This is a genomic window from Isoptericola hypogeus (assembly GCF_039531145.1).
Classification (GTDB): Bacteria; Actinomycetota; Actinomycetes; order Actinomycetales; family Cellulomonadaceae; genus Isoptericola; species Isoptericola hypogeus.
In genome coordinates, this window is record NZ_BAAAPM010000009.1 from 122,738 (window position 1) to 145,985 (window position 23,248).

Genomic DNA, 23,248 nt, shown 5'->3' on the forward strand with positions numbered 1-23,248 from the left:
CACGCCTGCTCGGGGCATGGGTCCGTGCGCGGGACGACGCCGGGTCAGCCGCCGTGGGCGCGCGCCAGCACGGCGGCCTCGGTACGGCTCGCCACCTGCAGCTTGCGCAGGATGGCGGACACGTGCACCGACGCCGTCTTGCGGCTGATGAACAGACGCTCCGCGATCTGCCCGTTCGTCAGGCCGTCGGCCACGAGCTCGAGCACCTGCCGCTCGCGGTCGGTGAGGGCCCGGTCGATCGCGGACGACCTCTCCCGCCCCGCGCCGTCGGGCCCGGCGGCGTGCCGGGCGAGGCCCGCGCCCGCGAGCAGCTCGCGCGCCTGGTCGGCGACCAGCCCGCACCCGATCTCCTCGGCGGCCGCCACGGCGTCCTCCAGCCGCGCCCGCGCGGCCGGTCGGTCGCCGGCGGCCAGGAGCGACCGGCCGTCCCGGAACAGCGCGTACGGGCGCAGGTGGGCCGGGCCGTCGGCCTCGGCCACCGCCTCCCACGACCCGTCGCCGAGCTCGGCGGCGAACAGCGCCGCCCAGACCGGATAGGTGGGCCACCCCGTGCACCCGGCCAGGGACGCGCGATAGGGGGTGTCGTCCACGTCGCGCCCGTCGGCGCGGGCGCGCCCGATCGCGCGGGCCGCGACGCCGAGCAGCGGGAGACGGTAGCTCGGCGTGAGCGCGCCGGGGTCCGCCGCGACCGCGACGAGGCCGAGGGCGTCGTCGAGGTCGTCCCGCAGCAGCGCCAGCTCGCCGAGCGTCGCGGCGGTGCGCGCGCGGATCTGCATCTCCAGGCGGGCGTACCGCTCCCACGTGGGGCGCAGCCTCCGGGCCTGCTCCTGCGCCGTGTCGAGGCGGCCCCGCCACATGGCGAGCCAGGTGGCCCGCTCCTGCTGGTAGACGGCGTAGTCGCTGGGGTCGATGAGTGGCACGGACTGCTCGTACCACGCCTCGGCCTCGGCCCACTGCCCGAGGCCCAGGCGGGACTCGGCCACGTTGCCCTCGAGCATCGACCGGGACGCCCAGCCCGCGCCCAGGGCCCGGGCCCGTGCCGCGCCGGTCTCGGCGAGCTCCGCGGCCCGGCGGAAGTCGCCGAGCTTGATGCGCGCGTCCGAGGCGTTGGTGTAGTAGTGGCTCAGCGGGAACCAGTCGTCGCCCGCGAGCTCGCGCGCGCGGTCGAGCTCGGCGAGGGCGTCGAGGTCGCCCAGGTCGATGCGGCTCGTGGCACTGAGGTTGACGCACATGGAGGCGTTCCGCGTGTCCCCGACGGACATGGCGGCCTCGTAACCGGCGGCGGCCGACTCGATCGCCTCGTCGTACCGGCCGTCGATCATCGCGTTGCGGGCCCGCAGGCGCAGCAGCGGGGCCCGGCCGGCCGCGTCGTCGGCGGGCAGCAGGTCGAGGGCGCGGGCGATGAGCGGGTCGGACTCCGGGCTGCCCGCCTTGGCGACGATGTGCGCCAGCGTCGCGAGCGCCCCGGCCTGCCCGGCGGGGTCGTCCGCCGGCCAGGTGTCGACCGCCTCCCGGGCGATCGCCTCGGCGCGGTCGAGCCTGGCCGCCAGGCGCAGCGATGCCGCGACGTGCTGCAGCAGCTCGGGCCGCGTCACCCCGGCGACCGTCTCCGCGTCCGGCACGAGGTCCCACAGCTCGAGCGCGCGCTCGCCGATCGCGATGGCGGTGGACGACGCGGCGTCGGCCTCGGCGGCCGCCGCGACCCGGACGGCCGAGGCGAGCGCGCGGTCCACCACCCGGGCGCGCCACCAGTGGTCCGCGGCAGCGGCCTGGGTCGCCAGCGTGTCCGGCCCCGCCTCGAGCGCGCGGGCGAACGCGGAGTGCAGCCGACGGGACTCGCCCGGCAGGAGCTCCTCGGCGACCGCCTCCTGCATGAGGGCGTGCCGGAAGCGGTAGCCCCCGGTGTCGGCGCGCAGCACGTGCGCGTCGACCGCCTCCCGGGCCGCGCCCTCCGCGGCGGCGAGCGCGTCGTCGCCGAGTGCCGACGCGAGGAGGTCGTAGGAGGCGTGCTGGCCGGCGGCCGCCACCGTCCGGCACAGGGTCTGGGCCGCGTCGCTCAGGGTGGAGTACCGCAGCAGCAGCACGTCGCGCAGGGAGTCGGGCACGGCCGTGCCGGCGAACTCGGTGAGCTCCTCGACGTAGAACGGGACGCCCTCGCTGCGCTCCACGACGTCGCGCAGCAGGTCGCGGTCGATCGTGGCCGTGCCCGCCTCGTCGGCGAGGTGCCCGGGCCGCGGCCGGTCGTCCACCAGCGCGGCGGCGAGCTGGGCGACCTCGCCGGCGTCGAGCCGGGGCACCTCGACCCGCAGCACCCGCCGGGACCGCTCCAGCTCCGCAAGCGTGGTGCGCAGCGGGTGCCGGCGGCCGACGTCGTCGCTGCGGTAGCTGCCGACCACGAGCATCCGGTGGCAGCCGGCGCGGCGGGCGAGCCGGGCGAGGACGGTGCGCGTGATGCCGTCCGACCAGTGCAGGTCCTCGACGACGACCACGACCGGACGGTCGTCGGCCAGGGTCGACGCCAGGTCGGCCAGCACCTCGGGGAGGCGCCCGGTGTCGACGTCGCGGCGCACGTCGACCAGCCCGGGGGCGAGGACGCCCAGGGCGTCGGCCGCCGGCCCGGCGGCCTCGAGGGTGGCCTCCGGGCCGAGCGCGTCGACGACGTCCGCGAGCAGGCCCGTCAGCGCGGCGTACGGGATCGGGCCCGACCCGGAGTCGGCGCACTGCCCGTGCAGGACCAGCACGTCCGACGCGGCGTCGTCGGCGCGGGCCCGCGCTCCGGCGAGCGTGGCGAGGAACTCCTCGACCAGCCGGGTCTTGCCGATGCCGGCCTCGCCGCCGACGACGACGGCCCCGCCGGCGCCGTCCCGGGCGGCCGCGTACGCGTCGCGCAGGACGGCGAGCTCGGCCGTGCGCCCCACCATGGGTGCGCGGGACCCGGACGGGGCGGAAGGTTCGAGGCTGTGGACGGGCACCTCGCCATCGTGCCAGGTCGTCGGGGTGGTCACCGCCGCGCGGGTGGGACCGGGAGCGGCCGGCGCGGCCGGCGCCGAGCTCACGCGGCGCGATGCCAGGCGGAGGCCAGACGCGGTGCGCGCCGGGCCGGCCGCGGCGAGGTGAAGGGCCGCGCCGCGCGCTCCCGCGCCGCGTCATCCCGCCGCCGCTGCTCGGCCGCGCGGACCAGCTCGGCCTCGCGCTCGCGGTGCTGCTCGAAGAACAGGAACTCGTTCATCGTCGTCCTCCCTCGCCGCGGGGCCGGGTGCCCGGCGGTGGTTCCACCCTCGGCTCCTGAGGTACGCCGGCGGATCGGTCAGCCGCCGCATCTTCGGCCCCCGGCATGCCTCGGACGCGGGTGAGGTACCTCAGACGTGGTGCGCGGCACGCCGGCCGCTCGGCGGACCGGGCGCGGCGCCGCGTAGGATGGCACTCGGGACTTCAGAGTGCTAAGTGACCGCGGCCCCGGGCGGGCGGCGGCACGGCACTCAGGACCGGCGGCACGCAGAACCGACGGCACGAGGGGAGCACGCGTGAGCGAGGAGCGTCGTCTGGCGGTGCTGCGCGCGATCGTCGAGGACTACGTCCACACCCGCGAGCCCGTGGGCTCCCGGGTGCTCACCGAGCGGCACGGCCTCGGGGTCTCGCCCGCGACCATCCGGAACGACATGGCCGCCCTCGAGGAGGCCGGGTACATCGCGCAGCCGCACACGTCGGCGGGCCGCGTGCCCACCGACAAGGGGTACCGGCTCTTCGTCGACCGCCTCGCCGAGGTGCGCCCGCTGACGGCCCCCCAGCGGCGGGCGATCGAGACGTTCTTGTCCGAGGCCGTCGACCTGGACGACATCCTCGGCCGCGCCGGGCGCCTCATCGCCCAGCTCACCGGCCAGGTCGCGGTGGTGCAGTACCCGTCCCTGCGGCTGTCCGGCCTGCGGCACCTGGAGCTGGTGCCGGTCGGCGGCGTGCGGCTGCTCGTCGTCGTCATCACGGACACCGGGCGGGTCGAGCAGCGCTACCTGGACGTCACCGGCGCCGCCGACGCCGAGCCGACGGTCGCGTCGGTCGAGTCGCCCGCCCCCGACGTCGCGGCCGACCACCCCGGCATCCCGGACGAGGGCTCGCTCGGCGAGCTGCGGGCACGGCTCAACGCGGCGGCCGCCGGCAAGCGGCTCTCGGAGCTGCCCGAGGCCTTCGGTCGGGTCGTCGCCGGGGTCGCGCCGGACCTCGTCCCGCTCGCGCGGGGGATCGCGGACCTCGTCGTCGACACGCTCGGCACCCAGAGCGAGGAGCGCATCGTCCTGGCCGGGACGGCGAACCTCGCGCGCGCCGACATGCGGTTCGAGCACGCGCTCAGCCCCGTCCTGGAGGCGCTCGAGGAGCAGGTCGTCCTGCTCGGCCTGCTCACCGAGATGGCGACGGACCCGCCGGGCGGGGCCGGCGTCGGCGTCCGCATCGGGCACGAGAACCGCCTGGACGGGCTGACGGAAGCCTCCGTCGTCGCGTCCGGGTACGGCACCGACGGCGACACCGTCGCCATCCTGGGCTCCATCGGCCCCACCCGGATGGACTACCCCGGCACGATCGCGTCCGTGCGCGCGGTGGCCCGCTATCTGTCCCGCGTGCTGCCGAACTGACCTCTACCGACCACCTGACCAAGAGAGACCTGTGACCGACTACTACGAGACCCTCGGCGTCCCGCGCGACGCCTCGGCCGAGCAGATCAAGAAGGCGTACCGCAAGCTCGCCCGCGAGCTGCACCCCGACGTCGCCGGCGAGGCCGGCGAGGAGAGGTTCAAGGACGTCGCCCGCGCCTACGAGGTGCTGTCCCACCCGGACAAGCGCCAGCAGTACGACATGGGAGTGGACCCCACCGCGCCCGGCGGCGGCGCCGGCGGCGGGTTCGGCAACGGCTTCGGCTTCCAAGACATCTTCGAGACGTTCTTCGGCGGCGGGGGCGCGCCCAGCGGGCCCGTGCCGCGCGCGCGACGCGGCCAGGACGCCCTGGTGCGCATGGACGTCGACCTCGCCGAGGCCACGTTCGGCGCCAAGCGCGAGCTCCAGGTCGACACGGCCGTGGTCTGCGGCACCTGCGCCGGCGACGGCTGCCGCCCGGGCACCTCGCCCAAGACCTGCGAGGTCTGCCAGGGTCGCGGCAACGTGCAGCGCGTCGCCCGGTCGTTCCTCGGCCAGGTCATGACGACGGCCCCCTGCGCGGCGTGCCAGGGCTTCGGCACCGTCATCCCGGAGCCGTGCCCCGACTGCTCGGGCGAGGGCCGCGTCCGCTCCCGCCGGACGCTGACCGTCAACGTCCCCGCGGGCGTCGACACCGGCACGCGCATCAAGCTCACCGCGCAGGGCGAGGTCGGCCCCGGCGGGGGCCCCGCGGGCGATCTGTACGTCGAGATCCGCGAGAAGCCGCACGAGGTGTTCGTGCGGCGCGGCGACGACCTGCACTGCACGCTGCCCGTCCCGATGACGGCCGCCGCGCTCGGCACGGTGCTCGACCTGGAGACGCTCGACGGCCCGCAGGAGATCGACCTGCGGCCCGGCACCCAGCCGGGGCAGGTCGTGACGCTGAAGGGGCTCGGCGTCGGGCACCTGCACGCGGGCGGCCGCGGCGACCTCAACGTGCACGTCGACGTCCAGGTCCCGACGGCCCTGGACGAGGAGCAGACCGAGCTGCTGCGCTCGCTCGCCACCCTGCGCGGCGAGGAGCGGCCAGAGCCGCGCCTGGCGTCGGCGCACCCGGGCGTGTTCACGCGGCTGCGGGACAAGCTGAGCGGCCGGTGAGCTCCGGCGGGTCGACGCTCCCCGGGGCGACGCGATGAGCGCCCCCGTCTTCCTCGCGGAGGGCGGCGACCTGGGCGCGCTCGCGCCCGGAGCACGCTACGTGCTCGACGGCGCGGAGGGTCGGCACGCCGGGGTGGTCCAGCGGCGCGCCCCGGGGGAGCGGATCGACGTCGTGGACGGGGCCGGCCTGCGGCTGTGCTGCGTCGTCGAGTCGGTCGTGGGCTCCGAGGTGCACCTGCGCGTCGACGAGGTGGTCGTCGAGCCCGCGCCGGCCGTCGTGCTCACGCTGGTCCAGGCGCTCGCCAAGGGCGACCGTGACGAGCTCGCGGTCGAGGCCGCCGTCGAGGTGGGGGTCGACGCCGTCGTGCCGTGGCAGGCGGAGCGGTCGGTGGTGATCTGGCGGGGGCAGCGCGCGGCGAAGTCGCGCGCGAAATGGGTGGCCACGGTCCGCTCCGCCGTCAAGCAGGCGCGGCGCGCGTGCCTGCCGCCCGTCGCCGAACCGCTCACCAGCCGGCAGCTCACCGACCGCACGCGCGCGGTGGTCGCGGGCGGCGGCGCCGTCGTCGTGCTGCACGAGGACGCGACGACTCCGCTCGCGGACGTCGCGCTGCCCGCTTCGCCGGTCGAGCCCGCCGGGACCTCCGGGCCCGCCGCGGCACCCGAGCTGCTCGTCGTCGTCGGGCCCGAGGGCGGGATCTCCGACGCGGAGGTCGCCGCCCTCGCCGGGGCGGGGGCCGTCCCGGCTCGACTGGGCCCGCACGTGCTGCGCACGTCGACCGCCGGGCCCGTGGCGATCGCGCTGCTCAGCCAGCGCCTCGGCCGCTGGGGCTGAACCCGGCCACCCGGGGCGGTACGGTGCCTGCATGACCAGCCCCGGGAACGACGCCGCCGCCGACTGCCTGTTCTGCAAGATCGTGGCGGGCGACGTCCCCGCCGACGTCGTCGCCAGCACCGAGCGGATCATCGCCTTCCGGGACATCGACCCCAAGGCGCCCGTGCACGTGCTGGTCGTGCCGAGGGAGCACCACGGCGACGTCTCCGTCCTGGCGGCCGCGGACCCGGAGCTCCTCGCGGAGGTCGTCGAGGTGGCCGACCGCGTGGCGCAGGACCTCGCCGACGGCCAGTACCGGTTCATCTTCAACTCCGGCCCCCGCGCCGGGCAGAGCGTCTTCCACGTGCACGGGCACGTCCTCGCGGGGACGCAATTGGGGTGGAGCCCCGCCTGAGGCCGTCGATAGACTGGGCACCGGGCGATCGAGCGCCCGCGAGACCCACCACCTGCCCGAGAAGGAGTGCCGAGGCGCGAGCCGGCTCATGACATCCACACCGCACGCCTCGCCCCCTCCGGAGCACAGCAGCGCACAGCCCAGCGAGCGTTCCAGCGAGCATCGCATCGTGGTGCCGGCGCACGTGCCGATGGTGGCGCTGCTCGGCAGCGGGGACTCGGTGCTCAGGGCCGTCGAGGGAGGGTTCCCCGGGGTCGACGTGCACGCCCGTGGTAACGAGATCGCGGTGCGCGGCCCGGCGGGCGAGGTCGCGCTCGTCGCGCGGCTGCTCGACGAGCTGGTCGAGGTCGTCGAGGCGGGCACGCCGCTCACGCCGGACGTCGTCACCCGCTCGGTGCGCATGCTCACGGCGGCGACGGCGCAGCGCCCGGCCGAGGTGCTGACGTTCAACATCCTGTCGAGCCGCGGCCGCACGATCCGCCCCAAGACGCTCGGCCAGAAGCGCTACGTCGAGGCGATCGACGCGAACACCATCACGTTCGGCATCGGCCCGGCCGGCACCGGCAAGACGTACCTGGCGATGGCCAAGGCCGTGCAGGCGCTGCAGGCGAAGCGGGTCAACCGGATCATCCTCACGCGGCCCGCGGTGGAGGCGGGGGAACGGCTCGGGTATCTGCCCGGCACGCTGACGGAGAAGATCGACCCGTACCTGCGGCCGCTGTACGACGCGCTGCACGACATGATGGACCCCGACGCGATCCCCAAGCTCGTCGAGGCCGGGACGATCGAGGTGGCGCCGCTGGCGTTCATGCGGGGAAGAAGTTTGAACGATTCTTTTATTATTCTTGACGAGGCGCAGAACACCTCCGCCGAGCAGATGAAGATGTTCCTCACGCGCCTAGGATTCGGCTCCACGATGGTCATCACCGGCGACGCGACGCAGGTCGACCTGCCCGGCGGGACGACGTCCGGCCTGCGCGTCGTCGAGGACATCCTCACCGGCGTCGACGACGTCGAGTTCTGCCGGCTCACGTCAGCCGACGTCGTGCGGCACCGCCTGGTCAGCGACATCATCGACGCCTACGGCCGCTGGGACGTCGCCACCGCCCGGCCGGAGCAGCGCCGGCAGGGCCGCGGGCAGCACGAGCGAGGAGGACGTCGGTGATCGCCGAATGAGCATCGAGATTGCGAACGAGTCGGGGGTGGAGGTCGACGAGGCGGAGTTCGCCGCGCTCGGCCGCTACGTGCTCGACGCGATGCACGTGCACCCGCAGAGCGAGCTGTCCATCCTGTTCGTGGACACGACGGTGATGTCCGAGCTGCACGTGCAGTGGATGGACGAGCCCGGTCCGACGGACGTGCTGTCGTTCCCGATGGACGAGCTGCGGCCCGGCCGCGAGGGCGACGAGACCCCGGCCGGCACGCTCGGCGACATCGTGCTCTGCCCCGAGGTGGCCGCCGAGCAGGCCGTCGTGGCGGGCCACTCCACCGTGGAGGAGCTGTTGCTCCTGACCACCCACGGGATCCTGCACCTGCTGGGGTACGACCATGCGGAGCCGGAGGAGGAGAAGGAGATGTTCGCGCTGCAGCGCCGCCTCCTGCTCACGTTCCTCGCCGGCCGTTGAGCGGCGTCATGGACGCCCCGGACCTGCTCCTCACCGTCGTCGGCCTCGTCGCGCTGGCGCTGGCGGGCATGCTCTCGGCCGGCGAGGCGGCCGCGCTGCGCGTCACGCGGTCGGCCGTCGCGGACGCGCTCGCCGACGCGGAGACGTCGCCCGGCCTCACCGACACCGCCCGGCGCACGCGCCTGGCACGGCTGCGGTCCGTGCAGGCGCTCGTCGAGGACCCGCCCGCCGCCGTCGCGACGTTCGCCCTGGTGCGGGTCGTCGCGGAGACGGTGGCCCTCGCGTCGGTGACGCTGCTGCTCGTCGACTGGCTCGACGCGTGGTGGCAGGTGCTGCTCGGCGCGGGCGTGGCGGGGCTCGCGGCCGGCGTCGTCTTCGTGCGGCTCAGCCCGCGCGCGCTCGGGCTGCGACGGCCGCTGGCGGTGCTGGTGTCGCTCGCCGGGCCGCTGACGGTCGTGCACCGCGGCTCCGCCTGGCTCACCGTGCGTACCGGTGACCGCGAGGCGGAGCAGCCGCCCGGCGAGGACGCGCTGCGCGAGGTAGCGGAGCGCGTCCGGGACAACGCCGCGATCGAGGACGCCGAGCGGGAGCTCATCCGCTCCGTCGTCGAGCTCGGCGGCACGCTGACCCGCGAGGTCATGGTGCCGCGCACCGACATGGTCACGGTCGCCGCCGCCACGCCGCTGCGCAAGGCGATGCGGCTCTTCCTGCGCTCGGGGTACTCGCGGGTGCCCGTCGTGGGCGACGACGTCGACGACCTGGTGGGCGTCGCCTACCTCAAGGACGTCGCCCGCGTCCTGGAGGCCGACCCCGGCGCCGTCGGCCGGCCGGTGGCCGAGGTGGCGCGCGACGCCGTGTTCGTCCCCGAGTCGAAGCCCGCCGACGACCTGCTGCGCGACATGCAGGCGTCCCGGTCGCACATCGCCGTCGTCGTGGACGAGTACGGCGGCATCGCGGGCCTGGTGACCGTCGAGGACGTCATCGAGGAGCTCGTCGGCGAGCTCACCGACGAGCACGACACCGCCCGTGAGGACGAGCCCGAGGACCTCGGCGACGGCACGTTCCGCGTGCCGGCACGCCTGCCCGTCGACGAGCTGGGCGACCTCTTCGACCTGCGGCTCGACGACGACGACGTGGACACTGCGGGCGGACTGCTCGCCAAGGCGCTCGGCAAGGTGCCGCTCACCGGCTCGGCGGCCGACGTCGGCGGGCTGCACCTCGAGGCCGAGCACGTGGAGGGCCGCCGCAAGAAGCTCGCGACCCTCCTGGCGCGCCGGATCGCCCCGGCGACCGCCGACCACCCAGCAGCGGGCGACGCCGTCGTCCCGCCAGACCAGAAGGAAGCACACGCATGACCCCCACCTCCTCGGGACCCGCCACCTCCGGCCCCGCGCCCGAGCACCGCTCCGGCTTCGCCTGCCTCGTCGGCCGGCCGAACGTCGGCAAGTCGACGCTCACCAACGCGCTCGTGGGCGAGAAGGTCGCCATCATGTCGGCGCGCCCGCAGACCACGCGGCACACGATCCGCGGCATCGTGCACCGCGACGACGCCCAGCTCGTGCTGGTGGACACGCCGGGTCTGCACCGGCCGCGGACGCTGCTCGGGCAGCGGCTGAACGACCTCGTCGCCGAGACCCTGAGCGAGGTGGACGTGGTCGCGTTCTGCCTGCCCGCCGACCAGAAGATCGGGCCGGGCGACAAGTTCATCGCCGACCGGCTCGCCCCGCTGATGTCGGGGCGCCGCGCGGTGCCCGTCGTCGCGGTCGTCACCAAGGCCGACCTGGTCGACCGCGGCCGGCTCGCGGAGCACCTGATCGCCGTCGACCAGCTGGCCCGGTCCCTGGACCGCGAGTGGACGGCGATCGTGCCCGTGTCCGCGAAGGACGGGTACCAGGTGGGCGAGCTCACCGACGTCCTCGTCTCGCACCTGCCCGAGGGGCCCGAGCTCTACCCCGGGGGCGAGCTCACCGACGAGCCCGAGCAGGTCATGGTCGCCGAGCTCGTGCGCGAGGCGGCGCTCGAGGGCGTGCGCGACGAGCTGCCGCACTCGCTCGCGGTCGTCGTCGACGAGATCGTCGAGCGCGAGGGCTCCGGCGACGAGGCGAAGGGCCGCCCGCCGCTGCTGGACGTGCGCGTCAACCTGTTCGTCGAGCGCGAGAGCCAGAAGGCGATCGTCATCGGCAAGGGCGGCTCGCGCCTGCGCGAGGTCGGCACGACGGCGCGTCGCGGGATCGAGAAGCTGCTCGGGACGCGGGTCTACCTCGACCTGCACGTGAAGGTGGCCAAGGACTGGCAGCGCGACCCCAAGCAGCTGCAGCGACTGGGGTTCTGACCGGCCCTGACGACCCTGCGCCGGCGCGGTGCGGAGGCGTTCCCCCGGGTGACGCGGGGGAACGCCCCGGCGCCGGCGTCCGTGGGCCCGAGTAGCATCGCTCTTCGTGGTGTTCCGGACGATTGCGACGACTGCGGCGATTCTCGTGGGGCTGGCGCTGACCGGCGCCGTGGCCGGCCCGCAGTGGGACCCGGTCCCGGTGTCCGACCATCTGGTGCCCGCGACCGCCGACACGTCGATCCACGGCGTCGACCCCGCGGTGGCCGACCAGATCGGCGATGTCGGGCAGTACGAGGTGCGCGAGACGCCGGTCACGGTCCCGCTCGACGGGACCCAGGTCGGCGGGCTGCTGCGCCAGCCGGTCGACGCCCGCGGCGAGATCCTGGCCGACCGGCCCGGCGTCGTCTACGTGCACGGCGCGGGGACCGGCAAGTCGACCCAGGCCTTCAGGGAGTCGGCCACCGCGCTGGCCAGTGCCGGCGTCGTCACCCTGGTGCCCGACAAGCGCCTGGACACCTACACGACGCGCGACCGTGACTACGTCGCGATGGCCGGCGACTACGGGCGTTCGGTCGACCTGCTGCGCACGATCGACGGCGTGGACCCGCAGCACGTCGGGGTGTACGGCGAGTCCGAGGGCACCTGGATCGTCCCCGTGATGCAGGCCCAGGACCCGGGCATCGCGTTCACGATCCTCGTCTCGGCGCCGGTGGTCCCGCCGCGCCAGCAGGCGGCGTTCGCCGTCGACAGCTACCTGCGCAACACCGGCGTGCCCGAGCAGGTCTTCCGCGCCATCCCGCGCGCGGTCGGGATGCAGCTTCCGGGCGGCGGCTTCGAGTACGCGGACTTCGACGTCCGGCCCTGGCTCGAGCAGCAGACCGCGCCGGTGCTCGTCGTGTACGGCACCGCGGACCCGTCGATGCCCGTCGAGCAGGGGGCGCGCGAGATCATCGCCGACACCGCCGTCGGCGGCGACCAGGCGCCGACGACCGTGCGCTTCTACGCGGGAGCCAACCACGGCATCAACGTGCCGACGCCCGTCGCCGACGGCGGGACCGAGTACCACCTGCACCCCGACTTCGCCCGCGACGCCGCGACCTGGGTGCAGGGCATGCCCGGCACAGCGGACGCGGACCCGCGGGTCGCCGGCGACCGGCCGAACCAGCTGTACCTCGCCTCCGCCGTGCCGCAGCCGCGGTGGTGGGGCAACGGCGACATCGTCGTGGGCGCGGTGCTCGCCGGCCTGGGGCTGCTCGTGCTCGGGCCGCTGGTGTGGGCGGTGCACGCGGTGGTGCGGCGGCTGGTGCGCCCGCGCTCGCTCGCGCCGGCCCCACGGCTCGCCCGCGGCCTGGGCCCGGCGCTGGCGGGGCTCGGCGTGGGCTCCGTCGCCACCATGGTCGCCCTCGTCGCCTACCTCCTCGCGGTCGCACGGCTCGCGCTCGACTACGAGCGCGACGACCTCGTCGTCCAGGGCGGCTGGGTCGGGGTGCGGCTCCTCGGGGTCGCGACGGCGGTGGCGGGTGCGCTCGTCGTGCGCCGGATCGCGGACGCGCGGTCGGCCCGCCAGGCCGAGGCAGCCACCGCGGGCGGTGCCGCCGGAGCCGGCGCCCAGGAGGTCACGGGGGTCGTCGTCGCGCGCGGCTGGCCCGCGCACCTCACGTTCTGGTGCGTCGTCGCCGGGTCGCTCGCCCTCCTGCTCACGCTCGCCTACTGGGGCGTGTACCAGCTCGGGATCTGACCCGGTCGATGCCCGGGTCGACGTCCCGTGCGACGCCGATCCCGCGCGGTGTGACCGACGTGCGCGCGCCCCGCGTGTCGTGCGGGGGTCGCGTCGGGTAGAAACGATGCGGGCGCACCCGAGCCCACCGTCCCGAGCCGAGGAGACCCCACGCATGACTGACGACGCCACCCCCGACGCACCGCGCTCGCCGTTCGCCGGCGCGGCGACCCGGGAGGTCGTGCGCGACGTGGTGGCCGCGCTCGCCCTGCTGGTGGCGCTGCCGATGCCGTGGGACCTCACCCACCGTGGCAGCGACCGGATCGAGGTCGTCCTCGCGACCGTGCTGACCCTGCTGGTCCTCGCCGTGCCCTACCTGCGTCGTGCCGGGCTCGGCGCGCCGTCCTGGGACGCGCTGACGACGCCGCGGGGGCGGACGATCGGCTGTGTCCCCTACCTCCTGGTGGCGCTCGCCTACCTCGTGCTCGACGCCGTGCGCCCCGACGCCGGCGAGGGTCAGGTCGGGGCCGGCGTGGTGCTCGGTCTCGCCGGCGCGACGCTCGCCCTGGCGCCGACGTGGCGCCCGACCTTGCCCGTCGTCGCCGCCCTGGTGGGGCTGGGTGCGCTGGCGACACCCGTCATGGCCCTGGCCACCGGCGACGCGTGGCCGGCGGTCGTGGTCGGGGCGCTCAACGCCGTCCTGGTGATCGGCGTGCTGTGGCTGACCGCCGCGTCGTACCTGCGCGGCGACCTGGTCGCCGGCGTGGTGCTGCTCGCGGTGGGCGCGGCCGTGTCCGTCGAGCTCGTGCTCTTCGCCGGCGGCGAGGAGTCCCCGTGGTTCGAGAGCGTGCACGGGCAGCGGCTCGGCCTCCTCCTCCTGCCCGTCGTCGCCGCGTGCGGCGCGCGCCGGGTGCTGGACGACCTCGCGGCGGTCGCGGACGATCCGCAGGACGTGCGCGCCGCGCGCTGGGTGTCCGTCGCCGTGCGCTGCCTCGACCTCGTGATGCTCGTGGCGGCGTTCGTGGCGCTCGTCGCCATGGTGCGGCTCGCCTCGGGCAGCTTCGGGGTCAGCCTCGTGCTGCGCCTCATCGTCGGCGTGCTGATGGTCGTGGTCGCGCTCGTGGCGCGCCGGGCTCTGGTCCGCGACCCGCGCAGCGGGCACACCACCGCGGTCGGTGCGGCGTGCGTCCTGGTGGTCCTGGGCCTGGTGATCGTCGTCGCCCGGGCCGGGCGGGGGTGGGAGGCGAACGTCGAGGAGCTGCTCGTGACGTTCGCCCTGCCGGGTGTCGCCCTCGGCGCGCTGCTCGTGCCCGCGTCGGTGCGCGAGCTGGTCGCGAGCGAGCCGGAGGCGCCCGACGAGCCCGACGAGCCCGCCGAGGTCGAGGAGACGCCGACCGGCGCGCTCGCCCAGGTCGACCAGCCCTGGACGGTCTCCGCGCCGTACGAGCAGACCTCGCCGCAGCAGACCTCGCCGCAGCAGACGCCGTACGCGACCGCCGCGCCGATGGATGCGACCCAGCGGATCGAGCCGGTGCGCGACGCCTCGTGGGGCGCGGTGCCCGGCGGTCGGTCGGGCGGCGACTCGACGCAGGTGCTGCCGCCGGTGGCGGACGTCCCCGGCTCGCCGTGGTCCGCGGCGCAGGCGCTCGACCCGACGACCCCGCTGGCCGACCTGGCGCGGATCGTCCAGGAGTCGCCGCACCTGCGGCCGCACGTGGCGTCCAACCCGTCGACGTACCCCGCCCTGCTGGACTGGCTCGGGGCGCTCGGCGACCCGGCCGTCGACGCCGCGCTGCGCGCCCGGCGCTGACGAGCCGCGGGACCGTCCGCGGCCCGCCGAACCGGCCCGCTTGTGCGCGCGCGCCGCATCCCGGACGCCGGGTGTCGCCCCGGCCCGAAGGTGTACGGTGACAGCGTGCATCGCGCGGTGAGCCTTCTCCTTCGGTGCCGCGGCGGGGCTCTCTAGAGGCCGGTCACCCCGCCGCGGAGGCTTTGGTGTGCCGGCCGACAGGTCACGACCGTCGGACCGATCCGGGACGCGGTCACCGAGCCCCACCGAAGGACGCATCACCATGCAGACCTCCCCGCACCCCCACGGCATCGCCGGCGCCAACCCGCAGCGCCCCTCCGGGATGCCTTACACCCGCTACGCCCCGTTCCATGAGCAGATCCAGGTCTCCGTCCCCGACCGGACGTGGCCGGACAAGCGGATCACGAAGGCCCCGCGCTGGTGCGCCGTCGACCTGCGCGACGGCAACCAGGCGCTGATCGAGCCGATGGACGCCGAGCGCAAGCTGCGCATGTTCGACCTGCTCGTACGCATGGGCTACAAGGAGATCGAGGTCGGCTTCCCGTCGGCGTCGCAGACCGACTACGACTTCGTGCGGATGCTCATCGAGACGAACCGCATCCCCGACGACGTCGTCATCCAGGTGCTGACCCAGTGCCGCGACCACCTCATCGAGCGCACCTACGACGCGATCCGCGGCGCCAAGCAGGCGATCGTGCACCTCTACAACTCGACGTCGATCCTGCAGCGCGAGGTCGTGTTCCGCACCGACATGGACGGCATCGTCGACATCGCCCTGCAGGGCGCTCGGCTGTGCCGCAAGCTCGAGGAGACGATCCCCGAGACGACGGTCTACTACGAGTACTCGCCGGAGTCGTACACCGGCACGGAGCTCGAGTTCGCGGTCCGCATCTGCAACGAGGTGCTGGACGTCATGGAGCCGACGCCCGAGCGCCCGGTGATCGTCAACCTGCCGGCCACGGTCGAGATGGCCACGCCCAACGTGTACGCCGACTCGATCGAGTGGATGAACCGGCACCTGAAGCACCGCGAGAACGTGGTGCTCTCGCTGCACCCGCACAACGACCGGGGCACGGCGGTCGCCGCGGCCGAGCTGGGCTACCAGGCCGGCGCCGACCGCATCGAGGGCTGCCTGTTCGGCAACGGCGAGCGCACCGGCAACGTCGACCTGGTGACCCTGGGCATGAACCTGTTCAGCCAGGGCGTCGACCCGCAGATCGACTTCAGCGACATCGACGCGATCCGCCGCACCGTGGAGCACTGCAACCAGCTGCCGGTGCACGAGCGGCACCCGTACGTCGGCGACCTGGTGTTCACGGCGTTCTCGGGGTCGCACCAGGACGCGATCAAGAAGGGCTTCGAGCACCTGGCTGCGCGCGCGGAGGCCGAGGGCAAGCCCGTCGACGCCCTGACCTGGGGCGTGCCCTACCTGCCGATCGACCCGAAGGACGTCGGCCGCTCGTACGAGGCCGTGATCCGGGTCAACTCCCAGTCCGGCAAGGGCGGGATCGCCTACCTGCTGTCCACGGAGCACTCGCTGGACCTGCCGCGGCGGCTGCAGATCGAGTTCTCCGGCGTCGTGCAGCGGCACACCGACGCCGAGGGCAGCGAGGTCACGGGCGCCGACATCTGGCGGATGTTCAGCGACGAGTACCTGCCCGTGGCCCCCGGGGACGCCCGCGGGCTGGAGCACTGGGGGCGCTTCACGCTCCGCGAGACGCGCACGACGGCGTCCGAGGGCGGCGCGACCACGCTGTCCGTCGACGTCGTGGACCGCGGCTCCGAGGTGACCCTCGAGGGCACGGGCAACGGCCCGCTCGCGGCCTTCGTCGACGCTATCGGCAAGGACGGCGTCGACGTGCGGGTGCTGGACTATGCCGAGCACGCCCTGTCCGAGGGCGGCGACGCCTCCGCCGCGGCCTACGTCGAGTGCCAGGTGGGCGACGACGTGCTGTGGGGCGTGGGCATCGACTCGTCGATCACCACCGCGTCCCTCAAGGCGATCGTCTCCGCGGTGAACCGCGCCGCGCGCGCCTGACGGCAGCGGACCGACGACGAGAGCCCCCCGGGGAGGTCCCCGGGGGCTCTCGTCGTCATCGGGTGGCGACGCTCCTGAACCCGCGCAGCCGCAGGCTGTTGCCGACGACGAAGACGCTGGAGAACGCCATCGCCGCGCCGGCGAGCATGGGGTTGAGCATGCCGAGCGCGGCGACCGGGATCGCCGCCGTGTTGTAGGCGAAGGCCCAGAACAGGTTGGTCTTGATCGTGCTCAGGGTCTTGCGTGACAGGCGGATCGCGTCGACGGCACTGCGTAGGTCGCCCCGGACCAGGGTGATGTCGGACGCCTCGATGGCGACGTCGGTCCCGGTCCCCATCGCCAGGCCGAGGTCGGCCTGGGCGAGGGCCGGGGCGTCGTTGACGCCGTCTCCGACCATCGCCACGACCCTGCCCTGGTCCTGCAGCCGCCGGACGACGTCGGACTTGTCCCGGGGCATCACCTCGGCGATGACCTCGTCGATGCCGACCTCGGCGGCGATCTGCCGTGCGACGGCCTCGTTGTCACCGGTCAGCAGCACCGGCGTCAGCCCGAGCTCCTTGAGCTCGGCGACCGCCTGTGCGCTGGTGGGCTTGACGGTGTCGGCGACCACGAGGATGCCGCGAGCACGGCCGTCCCACCCGGCGGCCACGACCGTCTTGCCCTCGCTCTCGGCGCGGGCCTTCGCCCGGGCCAGGTCGTCGCTGAGGTGCTGCGACCACTCGGCCAGCAGCGACTCGCGGCCCACCAGCACGCCGTGCCCGTCGACGACGCCCTGGACTCCCTGGCCCTCGATGTTGGCGAAGTCCTCGGGAGCCGGCAGGGCGCCGGTCTCCTGCGTGGCGCCCTTGGCGATCGCCTGCGCGATCGGGTGCTCGGAGGCGTCCTCCAGCGCGCCGGCCAGCCGCAACAGCTCGGCCCGGTCCGTGCCCGGTTCGGTGACCACGTCGACCAGCGTCATCCTGCCGGTCGTGACGGTGCCGGTCTTGTCCAGCACGACGGTGTCGACCTTGCGGGTCGACTCCAGGACCTCGGGCCCCTTGATCAGGATGCCCATCTGGGCGCCGCGACCCGTGCCGACCAGCAGTGCGGTCGGGGTCGCCAGGCCCAGGGCGCAGGGGCACGCGATGACGAGGACGGCGACCGCGGCCGTGAACGCCGCCGTCGCGGAGAATCCCGCCCCCAGCCAGGCGCCGAGCGTGACGACGGCGACCGCGATGACGATCGGGACGAAGATGCCGGAGATCCTGTCGGCCAGGCGCTGCACCTCGGCCTTGCCGGTCTGCGCGTCCTCGACGAGCCTGGCCATCTGGGCCAGCTGCGTGTCGGACCCGATCCGCGTGGCGCGGACCACGAGCCGGCCGCCGGCGTTGACCGTGGCGCCCGTGACGGCGTCACCCTCGGCGACCTCGACCGGCACCGACTCGCCGGTCAGCATCGAGGCGTCGACGGCGGACGTGCCGGAGACGACCACGCCGTCGGTCGCGATCTTCTCGCCCGGGCGCACGACGAACTCGTCGCCGACCTGCAGGTCGTCGACCGCGATCTTCGTCTCGACGCCGCCGCGCAGCACCGCGACCTCCTTGGCGCCGAGCTCGAGGAGCGCGCGCAGCGCCGCCCCGGCCTGACGCTTGGACCGCTTCTCGAAGTAGCGCCCGGCCAGGATGAACATCGTGACGCCCGCGCCGACCTCGAGGTAGAGGTTCGCTGCACCGTCCGAGGGCGCGATCGTGAGCTCGAAGGGGTGGGTCATGCCGGGCGTGCCGGCCGTGCCGAGGAACAGCGCGTACAGCGACCACAGGAACGCGGCGGACGTCCCCATCGAGATGAGCGTGTCCATCGTCGCGGTGCCGTGCTTGAGGTTGGTCCACGCGGCCTTGTGGAACGGCCACGCGGCCCACACGACGACCGGCGCGGCGAGCGCGAGCGAGAGCCACTGCCAGTACGTGAACTGCAGCGCCGGGATCATGGCCATCGCGATCACCGGGAGGGTGAGCACGACCGAGCCGACGAGGCGCTGACGGAGCGAGGTGAGCTCGGCGTCGGCCTCTGGGTCGTCCCCGGATCCCCGCGACTCCTTCCCGGTCCGCGTGGGCTGCGGCAGGGCCGCGGTGTACCCGGTCTTCTCGACCTCGGCGATCAGCAGCGACGGGTCGTACCCGTCGGGCACGGTGACCTTCGCCTTCTCGGTGGCGTAGTTGACCGTGGCGGAGACGCCCTCGAGCTTGTTGAGCTTCTTCTCGATCCGCATCGCGCAGGAGGCGCAGGTCATCCCGCCGATGTTCAGCTCGACGCTGGGTCCCCCGACCGGGGGTGCGGATGTCCTCATTCGAGTCTTCCTTCTCTCTGCGTGCCCGGCGTCGGCGCACTCGGGGTCGTGCTGTCGTCGCGCCGTGGCAGCGGGGTCAGTGACCGGAGTGGCCGGTGGCGTCGAGTGCGGCGCGGCCGCGACCGGCGTCCAGCACGAGCTGGGCGGTGTGGACCTGGCCCTCGACCTGGAAGTCGAGGTACAGGAGGTATCGGCCGGCTGTGGGTGCCTCGGCCGCGAACGCAATCTCCGGGCCGGCGGTGTCGCCCTCGGCCGGGTCGGCACCGGCGGCGTGGACGTGCAGGTAGGCCAGGTCGCCCTCGCGCAGGGCGACGAGGTGCCCGAACGCCCCGAGGTAGGGCTCCAAGGTCGTCACGGGCTCACCGTCGCGGCTCACGGAGAGGGTGAGGTCGCTGGTCGTGCCCGCCGCGAGGTCCCCCGCGAGCTCGACCGTGAAGCCGTCGACCTCGTCGGTCGCGGTGGGCTCGGGCGTCACGGGCGAGAAGTCGCCCGCGACCTGGACCGTGCGGGTCAGCGTGACGCTCTGGCCGTCGTCGCCCGCGGCGGGGACGAAGTCGACGTACGCCCGGTAGGTGCCGGCCTCGGCCCACTCCCAGGGGATGCTCCACGTGCCCGTTGCCGCATCGAGGTCGGGGTGCACGTGGCGGAACTCGCTGCCGTCCGAGCGGACGACGATCAGGTGCAGGTCCTTGTCGTGGGCCGTCCGGAAGCGGGTTACCGGATCGCCGGTCGCGTCCAGGACCTGGAAGCGCAGGTCGCCGGCCTCGTCGACGGACCCGGGGGCGTGCACGGGCGACAGCTGGAACCCGTCCTGGGCGATCGCCGTTCCGTGCGGGCTCTCGGTGCTCGGGCTCTGCCCTGCCTGGTCCTCGCTCATGGCCTCGTGATCCTCCATCTGCTCTCCTCCGACCTCCTGCTGTGGCTGGGCCGCCTGCTGTGGCTGGGCCGCCTGCTGTGGCTGGGCCGCGCCGTCGGGGACGACGGCCCCCGCGGCGACGAACGCCCCCGCGAACGCCACGGCGAGGCCCGCCCCGTAGGCGGTCAGTCGTCCTGCGGCGTTCATCCGACTCGCACCGCCGAATAGCCGGCCTCGTCCACGGCCGCCAGGACCTTGGACACCTCGACGGTCTCCGACCCGGAGACGACGAGCCTGCCGGTCTGGGCGCTGACCTCGATCTCCTCGACGCCGGGGACCTGGCCGACCTCCTCGCGGACGGACAGCTCGCAGTGGCCGCACGTCATGCCGGTGACCTGGAACTCGCTCGTGCTCATCGTGATCTCCTCGTCGCTCGAATACCCCCTGGGGGTAACTGGTTCCGTCAACCTATACCCCCGCTAGGTATTCCGACAACCCCTCCGGCGGCGACATCCCCGAGCCGTGTCGCGCCGAAGCCCGCCCTGTCGGCGGGATGGCCGATAATGGACCCGTGCCCCTGTACCGAGACGACGCGATCGTGCTGCGCACCCACAAGCTGGGCGAGGCCGACCGCATCGTCACGTTCCTCACGCGCGAGCACGGCAAGGTGCGCGCCGTCGGGCGGGGGGTGCGGCGCACGTCGTCGCGGTTCGGCGCGCGGCTCGAGCCGTTCATGGTGGTCGACGTCCAGCTGCACACCGGGCGGTCCCTGGACACGGTGACGCAGGTCGAGACGGTGGGCCCGTACGCGCGCGCGATCTGCGAGGACTACGCCCTGTACACCTCGGGTGCCGCGATGCTCGAGGCCGCCGACCGGCTGGTCGCGGCCGAGCACGAGCCCGCGGTGCAGCAGTACTGGCTGCTCGCGGGTGCGCTGCGGGCGCTGTCCGAGCGCGCGCACGCGCCGGGCCTGGTGCTCGACTCCTACCTGTTGCGGGCCCTGGCGGTCGCCGGCTGGGCGGCGTCGTTCACCGAGTGCGCCCGCTGCGGAGAGCCGGGGCCGCACCACGCGTTCTCCGTCGGCACGGGGGGCGCGGTGTGCTCCCGGTGCCGCCCGCCCGGGTCGACCGCGCCGGCCCCCGAGACGTTCGCCCTGCTGGGGGCGCTGCTCGGCGGCGACTGGACCACCGCCGACGCGTCGGAGCCCCGCCACCGCACGGAGGCGTCCGGCCTCGTGGCGGCCTATTCGCAGTACTACCTGGAGCGCACGCTGCGCTCCCTGCGCATGATCGAGAGAGAGGCCTGATGCCCCCGCGTCCGTCGCGGCAGTACGCCGAGCCCTACCCGCACCCCTCGGGGGCCACGCCGCCGGCGATCCCGGCGCAGTTCGTGCCGAACCACGTGGCGATCGTCATGGACGGCAACGGCCGCTGGGCCAACGCGCGCGGCCTGCCGCGCGTGGAGGGGCACAAGCAGGGGGAGAAGTCCCTGCTCGACGTCGTGGCGGGCGCCGTGCAGATCGGCGTGAAGCACGTCTCGGCGTACGCGTTCAGCACGGAGAACTGGAAGCGGTCGCCCGACGAGGTGAAGTTCCTCATGAACTTCAACCGCGACGTCATCCGGCGACGCCGCGACGAGATGTCGTCCTGGGGCGTGCGGATCCGCTGGGCGGGCCGCACGCCGCGCCTGTGGGGGTCGGTGATCAAGGAGCTGCAGGTCGCCGAGGAGATGACCAGGGGCAACGACCGCTGCACCCTGACGATGTGCGTCAACTACGGCGGCCGGGCCGAGATCGCCGACGCCGCCGCGGCGATCGCCCGGGAGGCGGCGGCCGGCCGGATCAACCCGGCGCGCGTCACGGAGAAGACGGTGCAGAAGTACCTCGACGAGCCCGACCTGCCCGACGTCGACCTTTTCCTGCGCTCGTCGGGGGAGCAGCGCACGTCCAACTTCATGATCTGGCAGGCGGCCTACGCGGAGATGGTCTTCCTGCCCGAGCCGTGGCCCGACGTCGACCGGCGGCACCTGTGGCGCGCGGTGGAGGAGTTCGCGCGCCGCGACCGGCGGTACGGTGGCGCCGTGGACGCCGTACCCGAGCCGGAGCCGCGACAGGACGCATGACCGCTTTCGACGACCCCCCGCGGGACGGCGGACCGGCGACGCCGCCGCCCCGGCCCGCGCCCGTGCCTCGCACGACCAGCCCGACGATCGAGGCGCTCGCCGCCGACCCCACGACCGAGCGGCGCGCGGCCCTGTGGCGCCGGGTCGCCCAGGAGGGCACGCCCCTGGTGGAGGAGGTGCCGGGCAGCCGGCACGAGCGGATCTACACCTTCCTGCACCGGGGCGACGGCGACGGCGTGCGCCGCGCGCTCGTGGACGTCACCGGGCTCGCCGACGCGACGACGTACCGGGACGCGCTCATGACCCGGGTCCCGGGCACGATGCTGTGGTCGCTGAGCCTGCGCCTGCCCGCGGGCTGGCGGGCGACCTACGGCATCGCGGTCGACGACGGAGGCGGCCCCACCGCCGACGCGCGGACGGCCGCTCAGATCGAGGTCCGGCGGGCGCGCGCCAAGGCGGCCGCCGACCCCACCGACCACGACGACCTGGACGACTGGTTCGACCTGCTGCTGCGCAGCGAGCCCGACCCGCTGGCGCGCGAGCACGCGCTGCTCGGCTCCTCGACCGTGGCCTCCGGGCCCGACGCGCCGGGCCTGCCGCCGGGCGTCGGGAGCGTCGTCGTGGGCGAGCAGCTCGAGGCCGGGCCGCGGGGCCGCACCGTGCCGGTGGCCGGCTTCGGCGAGCCGGGCGCCGGGCCAGCGGGGCGGCGCGCGTGGTGGCATGTGCCGCCGGTCGAGCCTGGCCCGGACGGCTGGGACGTGCTGGTGCTGCTCGACGGCGACCGGTGGTTCGGGCCCGGGCTCCGCGCCCTCGACCAGGCGTTCGCCTCCGGCGCGCTGCGCCCGGCTGCCGTGCTGCTGGTGGGCTGCGGCGACCGGGACCACCGGCGCGCGGACCTCACCTGCTCGCACGAGTACGTGGCCCGCCTGGGGCGGTTGCTCGACGAGGCGGACCCGGCAGAACTCGGGGCGCCGGTCTCCCGGGACCCGGCCCGGACGACGATCGCCGGGCAGGGCCTCGGCGGGCTGACCGCGCTGTGGGCGCAGTGCGTGGCGCCGCAGCGGTTCGGCGCGTCCGTGTGCCAGTCCGGGTCGTGGTGGTGGCCCACGGACGACGGTGCGGAGGACGAAGGCGGACCGCAGCCCGGCGAGTGGCTGACGCGAGCCGTCGAGCGGGCGGCGGACGACCCGGGCTGGCGGCTCGGGCGGGTCCACCTGGAGGTCGGTGCCTCCGAACGGGCGCTGCTCGACCCGACCCGACGCCTGCGCGACGCCCTCGACGGGAGCTGCGAGCGGCTCACCTACGCCGAGCACGCCGGCGGGCACGACGCCGCCTGCTGGGCGGTGCAGCTGTTCGGCGCCCTCGCCGGTTGAGCGCGACACCGCCGGCCGAGCCTGTCGCACCGCCGGTCGAGCC

The 23,248-nt window shown here is 74.6% G+C and carries 19 protein-coding genes; 14 read left to right on the top strand and 5 right to left on the bottom strand.

Annotated elements, in window-relative coordinates; genetic code table 11:
* Positions 1–44 precede the first annotated feature (44 nt).
* Both ABD254_RS18550 and ABD254_RS18555 read right to left on the bottom strand, forming a co-directional pair.
* Positions 45–2,972, bottom strand: coding sequence for an ATP-binding protein (locus ABD254_RS18550; protein ID WP_344250237.1), 2,928 nt, complete (start codon positions 2,970–2,972; stop codon positions 45–47).
* An 80-nt stretch (positions 2,973–3,052) separates the two neighbouring features.
* Complete coding sequence (locus ABD254_RS18555) at positions 3,053–3,229, bottom strand: hypothetical protein (protein ID WP_344250238.1); 177 nt, start codon at positions 3,227–3,229, stop codon at positions 3,053–3,055.
* Between the two features lie 295 nt (positions 3,230–3,524).
* Here ABD254_RS18555 and ABD254_RS18560 point away from each other — a divergent pair, with 295 nt between their 5' ends.
* The 11 genes from ABD254_RS18560 (at position 3,525) to leuA (ending at position 16,529) form a co-directional block, all read left to right on the top strand.
* Complete coding sequence (locus ABD254_RS18560; protein WP_344250240.1) at positions 3,525–4,625, top strand: HrcA family transcriptional regulator; 1,101 nt, start codon at positions 3,525–3,527, stop codon at positions 4,623–4,625.
* Between the two features lie 31 nt (positions 4,626–4,656).
* Positions 4,657–5,781, top strand: coding sequence for a molecular chaperone DnaJ (dnaJ, locus tag ABD254_RS18565; protein WP_344250242.1), 1,125 nt, complete (start codon positions 4,657–4,659; stop codon positions 5,779–5,781).
* A gap of 34 nt (positions 5,782–5,815) precedes the next feature.
* Positions 5,816–6,613, top strand: coding sequence for a 16S rRNA (uracil(1498)-N(3))-methyltransferase (locus tag ABD254_RS18570; protein ID WP_344250244.1), 798 nt, complete (start codon positions 5,816–5,818; stop codon positions 6,611–6,613).
* 31 nt (positions 6,614–6,644) lie between these two features.
* The gene (locus ABD254_RS18575) at positions 6,645–7,007 is read left to right on the top strand and encodes a histidine triad nucleotide-binding protein (protein ID WP_344250246.1); all 363 of its coding nucleotides are present in this window, start codon (positions 6,645–6,647) and stop codon (positions 7,005–7,007) included.
* Positions 7,008–7,095: 88 nt separating this feature from the next.
* Positions 7,096–8,172 (top strand): PhoH family protein, encoded by a 1,077-nt coding sequence (locus ABD254_RS18580; protein WP_344250247.1) that lies wholly within the window; start codon positions 7,096–7,098, stop codon positions 8,170–8,172.
* Between the two features lie 7 nt (positions 8,173–8,179).
* Positions 8,180–8,632 (top strand): rRNA maturation RNase YbeY, encoded by a 453-nt coding sequence (gene ybeY, locus ABD254_RS18585; RefSeq protein ID WP_344250249.1) that lies wholly within the window; start codon positions 8,180–8,182, stop codon positions 8,630–8,632.
* A gap of 8 nt (positions 8,633–8,640) precedes the next feature.
* Complete coding sequence (locus tag ABD254_RS18590; RefSeq protein WP_344250250.1) at positions 8,641–9,987, top strand: hemolysin family protein; 1,347 nt, start codon at positions 8,641–8,643, stop codon at positions 9,985–9,987.
* Positions 9,984–10,964, top strand: coding sequence for a GTPase Era (gene era / locus ABD254_RS18595; protein ID WP_344250251.1), 981 nt, complete (start codon positions 9,984–9,986; stop codon positions 10,962–10,964). Before ABD254_RS18590 ends, era begins: the two co-directional genes overlap by 4 nt.
* 109 nt (positions 10,965–11,073) lie before the next feature.
* Positions 11,074–12,702 (top strand): alpha/beta hydrolase family protein, encoded by a 1,629-nt coding sequence (locus ABD254_RS18600; protein ID WP_344250252.1) that lies wholly within the window; start codon positions 11,074–11,076, stop codon positions 12,700–12,702.
* 154 nt (positions 12,703–12,856) lie between these two features.
* Entirely contained in the window at positions 12,857–14,491 is a 1,635-nt protein-coding gene (locus ABD254_RS18605; protein WP_344250253.1) for a DUF7937 domain-containing protein, read from the top strand.
* 262 nt (positions 14,492–14,753) lie between these two features.
* Positions 14,754–16,529 carry a 2-isopropylmalate synthase gene (gene leuA / locus ABD254_RS18610; protein WP_344250254.1) on the top strand — a complete coding sequence of 592 codons (1,776 nt, stop codon included), beginning with the start codon at positions 14,754–14,756 and terminating at the stop codon, positions 16,527–16,529.
* Positions 16,530–16,584: 55 nt separating this feature from the next.
* Here leuA and ABD254_RS18615 read toward each other — a convergent pair whose 3' ends face one another.
* The 3 genes from ABD254_RS18615 to ABD254_RS18625 all read right to left on the bottom strand — a co-directional run bounded on the left by ABD254_RS18615 (position 16,585) and on the right by ABD254_RS18625 (position 20,127).
* A complete protein-coding gene (locus tag ABD254_RS18615) occupies positions 16,585–18,855 on the bottom strand; it encodes a heavy metal translocating P-type ATPase (protein WP_344250255.1) in 2,271 nt (756 codons plus the stop codon).
* A 76-nt stretch (positions 18,856–18,931) separates the two neighbouring features.
* Positions 18,932–19,918, bottom strand: a complete 987-nt coding sequence (locus ABD254_RS18620) for a heavy-metal-associated domain-containing protein (RefSeq protein ID WP_344250256.1) — start codon at positions 19,916–19,918, stop codon at positions 18,932–18,934.
* The gene (locus tag ABD254_RS18625; RefSeq protein WP_344250257.1) at positions 19,915–20,127 is read right to left on the bottom strand and encodes a heavy-metal-associated domain-containing protein; all 213 of its coding nucleotides are present in this window, start codon (positions 20,125–20,127) and stop codon (positions 19,915–19,917) included. Before ABD254_RS18625 ends, ABD254_RS18620 begins: the two co-directional genes overlap by 4 nt.
* Before the next feature lie 155 nt (positions 20,128–20,282).
* Between ABD254_RS18625 and recO the strand changes: the two genes are divergently transcribed.
* From recO to ABD254_RS18640, 3 genes are read left to right on the top strand one after another with little or no spacing between them, the layout of a single operon-like run.
* Complete coding sequence (recO, locus tag ABD254_RS18630; RefSeq protein ID WP_344250259.1) at positions 20,283–21,017, top strand: DNA repair protein RecO; 735 nt, start codon at positions 20,283–20,285, stop codon at positions 21,015–21,017.
* Complete coding sequence (locus ABD254_RS18635) at positions 21,017–21,832, top strand: isoprenyl transferase (protein WP_344250260.1); 816 nt, start codon at positions 21,017–21,019, stop codon at positions 21,830–21,832. Before recO ends, ABD254_RS18635 begins: the two co-directional genes overlap by 1 nt.
* Complete coding sequence (locus ABD254_RS18640; RefSeq protein ID WP_344250261.1) at positions 21,829–23,205, top strand: enterochelin esterase domain-containing protein; 1,377 nt, start codon at positions 21,829–21,831, stop codon at positions 23,203–23,205. The genes ABD254_RS18635 and ABD254_RS18640 overlap by 4 nt, the downstream gene beginning before the upstream one ends.
* The last annotated feature ends 43 nt before the right edge of the window (positions 23,206–23,248 follow it).

Excerpts from the sequence above, each read along its gene's own strand:
- ABD254_RS18555 (WP_344250238.1), bottom strand. The coding sequence starts at position 3,229 with ATGAACGAGTTCCTGTTCTTCGAGCAGCACCGCGAGCGCGAGGCCGAG.
- ABD254_RS18570 (WP_344250244.1), top strand. The coding sequence starts at position 5,816 with ATGAGCGCCCCCGTCTTCCTCGCGGAGGGCGGCGACCTGGGCGCGCTC.
- ABD254_RS18575 (WP_344250246.1), top strand. The coding sequence starts at position 6,645 with ATGACCAGCCCCGGGAACGACGCCGCCGCCGACTGCCTGTTCTGCAAG.
- ABD254_RS18580 (WP_344250247.1), top strand. The coding sequence starts at position 7,096 with ATGACATCCACACCGCACGCCTCGCCCCCTCCGGAGCACAGCAGCGCA.
- ybeY (WP_344250249.1), top strand. The coding sequence starts at position 8,180 with ATGAGCATCGAGATTGCGAACGAGTCGGGGGTGGAGGTCGACGAGGCG.
- ABD254_RS18590 (WP_344250250.1), top strand. The coding sequence starts at position 8,641 with ATGGACGCCCCGGACCTGCTCCTCACCGTCGTCGGCCTCGTCGCGCTG.
- era (WP_344250251.1), top strand. The coding sequence starts at position 9,984 with ATGACCCCCACCTCCTCGGGACCCGCCACCTCCGGCCCCGCGCCCGAG.
- ABD254_RS18605 (WP_344250253.1), top strand. The coding sequence starts at position 12,857 with ATGACTGACGACGCCACCCCCGACGCACCGCGCTCGCCGTTCGCCGGC.
- leuA (WP_344250254.1), top strand. The coding sequence starts at position 14,754 with ATGCAGACCTCCCCGCACCCCCACGGCATCGCCGGCGCCAACCCGCAG.
- ABD254_RS18615 (WP_344250255.1), bottom strand. The coding sequence starts at position 18,855 with ATGAGGACATCCGCACCCCCGGTCGGGGGACCCAGCGTCGAGCTGAAC.
- ABD254_RS18620 (WP_344250256.1), bottom strand. The coding sequence starts at position 19,918 with ATGAACGCCGCAGGACGACTGACCGCCTACGGGGCGGGCCTCGCCGTG.
- ABD254_RS18625 (WP_344250257.1), bottom strand. The coding sequence starts at position 20,127 with ATGAGCACGAGCGAGTTCCAGGTCACCGGCATGACGTGCGGCCACTGC.
- ABD254_RS18635 (WP_344250260.1), top strand. The coding sequence starts at position 21,017 with ATGCCCCCGCGTCCGTCGCGGCAGTACGCCGAGCCCTACCCGCACCCC.
- ABD254_RS18640 (WP_344250261.1), top strand. The coding sequence starts at position 21,829 with ATGACCGCTTTCGACGACCCCCCGCGGGACGGCGGACCGGCGACGCCG.